This window comes from Actinomycetes bacterium (assembly GCA_036000965.1).
GTDB lineage: Bacteria > Actinomycetota > CALGFH01 > CALGFH01 > CALGFH01 > DASYUT01.
Window position 1 is genome coordinate 1 of sequence record DASYUT010000181.1, and the last position, 2,049, is coordinate 2,049.

3 protein-coding genes are annotated in these 2,049 nt (G+C 71.4%); 2 read left to right on the forward strand and 1 reads right to left on the reverse strand.

Annotated features, from left to right (window positions below; genetic code table 11):
* Positions 1-565: dihydrofolate reductase family protein (locus tag VG276_16720; GenBank protein ID HEV8650985.1), on the forward strand; the 565-nt coding region annotated here is incomplete at its 5' end.
* Between the two features lie 271 nt (positions 566-836).
* Here VG276_16720 and VG276_16725 read toward each other — a convergent pair.
* Entirely contained in the window at positions 837-1,199 is a 363-nt protein-coding gene (locus tag VG276_16725; protein HEV8650986.1) for a hypothetical protein, read from the reverse strand.
* A gap of 684 nt (positions 1,200-1,883) precedes the next feature.
* On the opposite strand from VG276_16725, the gene VG276_16730 reads away from it, so the two are divergent.
* Positions 1,884-2,049: MFS transporter (locus VG276_16730; protein ID HEV8650987.1), on the forward strand; the 166-nt coding region annotated here is incomplete at its 3' end.

Genomic DNA, 2,049 nt, shown 5'->3' on the forward strand with positions numbered 1-2,049 from the left:
CGTGCTCCGCGACGACCCGCTACTGACCGTGCGCCTGGTCCCTGGCGTCTCCCCGCTCCGGATCGTCCTGGACTCCAGGCTGCGCACCCCGCTGGATGCCAAGGTGCTCAACCATGACGCGCCAACCCTCGTGGTCACCACTGAGCGAGCCGGCACCCGCGACAAGCGGCGGGCATTGGCCGAGCACAACGTCGGCGTCGGCGTCGTGGCGGCGGCGCGGCACGGCGTGGACCTCCACGCAATGTTCCGGAGGCTGCGAGCCGATGGTGTCCGCTCCGTCATGGTCGAGGGCGGCGCCCAGGTGATCACCTCAATGCTGGCCGCCGGCGTCGTGGACCGGCTGGTGGCCGGGGTGGCTCCCCGGATCATCGGCGCCGGCACCGAGGCGGTTCAGAACCTGACCATCGACCGGGTCGCCGACGCCATCCAGCTCGTCAACCGCACGGTCCACCCGGTGGAGGAGGACGTGCTCTTCGCTTTCGACGTCCTGCCGGCGGGGACGGCCGAGCCCGGCGTCGACCAGCCGCTCCAGATGGACTCGCCCCATGCCACCCCAGGAAGGTGAACCGCCCAGAAGGTGAGCAGATGCCGCAGGGTGATGCGCTGGAACCGCCGCCCGCCGGGCGGTGGAACCTGAACCGGGTCGGTCCCGGCGGGACCCTCCGGGCGGGGAAGCGGGCGTAGTCGTGCACATCGGACTCGCCCCAGATCACCGACCGTGCGAGCTGGGAGCGCGAGGTGGAGGCGGCCAGCGCCCCATGGCCCACTGCGACCAGCACCAGCAGGGCCGCCAGCGCGAGCAGCAGCCGCCGTCGCCTTCGACGCAGGCGCAAGGCTCATCCGACTTGGCCGAGGGCCAGGGCGAGCGCGGTGCCGCCGTTGAAGACCCACCTGGCCGCCATGACCGGCAGCAGCCGCCGGCCCAGGGCGTAGTAGAGCGCGGTCCAGGTGGCCAGGAAGGGCAGCACCGACACCACCCGGTAGGCGGCGAAGCCAAGGTCGAGGCGGTGGAACTCCCGTGCCGGATGCGCCAGCAGCCGGGCCAGGTGACGCAGGCCCTTGGCGTCCTTGAGGCGCACCACCGAGCCGTCGTAGGCGACGGTCCAGTACTGGCCTTCCCGGCGGAACACGTTCCCGGAGACCTCGACCCGCCGGTGCAGCTGCATTCGGGCCGGGATCGGCAGCCGCTCGTAGAGCACCTCTCGGATGCTTGAAGAGGCCGACGACCGCCTCGAACAGGTAGAAACGCGCCGCATCGGACTCGCGGGCGGGCGCGGCGGGGACCGCCGTGGTCCCAAGGCGTTCGGCGAGGCCGGGGACCAGCTGGGCGACATGCGCCGCCCCCGCGCCCAGCCAGGCGGCAAGGGCCTGCCCGTCACGGTCTTCGGCGAGGGTGCGGATCATCTGCGTCCACGGCCAGAAGGGAGGTGCGCCCCCGTGAGTTGGAGATCCGGCCAGGCAGCGGCGTTCGCGGGCGGGTGAACCGCACCGGCGGATGAACCAGCGGTGTTCGCTGCCCACTTGAACAACAGTTCACGCACGTTGAACGCCCCGACGGTAAGAACCCGCAGCGAGAGCCCGGATGGGTGGCGTTGGCCACCCGCGGCCACAGTTACCAGCGCGCCGCCGCCCCGGAGCGCGCGACCGCCGACGAGCCCGGCCCGCTCGACCTCGCTGTCACCGCCTGACCATATGATCGGTCATGGAGTCCCCACCAACTCCAACGGCGGGCGGGAGATTGTCCCGGACAGCGGCATCTACCGGCTGTCTGGTCGCTTCGCGTGACTGCCCAACGTCACCCACGCCACCTACCAGAACTCCAAGACCGGACGCTGAGGCCATGAGAGGCAAGCGTGCTGCGGCAGGGAGAGGGAGAAACACCGATGGACCCAACCGACCAGAACGCCGACGTGACCGCCCCTGATGCCCCACGGGCCGGGCGGCGGGAGTGGACCGGGCTGGCCGTGCTCGCCCTGGCCTGCCTGCTGTATGCGATGGACCTGACGGTGCTGCACCTGGCCGTGCCGTCCCTGAGCGCCGACCTGCGGC